The following is a 229-nucleotide window of genomic DNA, read 5'->3' on the forward strand; positions in this document are numbered from 1 at the left end:
GCTACGTAGTAATTGGAGAATCCCCATGGCCAACAACGTCGATGTCACCAATTCCAACTTCGAGCAGGAAGTCCTCAACGCCTAGACCCCGGTGCTGCTGAAGTTCTGGGCGCCCTTGTGCGGCCCCTGCAAGGTCATGTCACCGGTGGTAGACGAGGTCGCCGAAGAACGCGACGGCAGCCTCAAGATCGTCATCATCAACGTGGATGACGCCCCGGAGATCGCCGCC

Annotated in this window: 1 pseudogene; it reads left to right on the forward strand. The window is 59.4% G+C overall.

What is annotated here, in order from left to right:
- Positions 1-25: 25 nt before the first annotated feature.
- Positions 26-229: pseudogene (locus CVH10_RS25170) on the forward strand (thioredoxin family protein); the annotation flags it as partial.

It is taken from the genome of Halomonas sp. ND22Bw, from assembly GCF_003011945.1.
GTDB classification, from domain to species: domain Bacteria; phylum Pseudomonadota; class Gammaproteobacteria; order Pseudomonadales; family Halomonadaceae; genus Halomonas; species Halomonas halophila.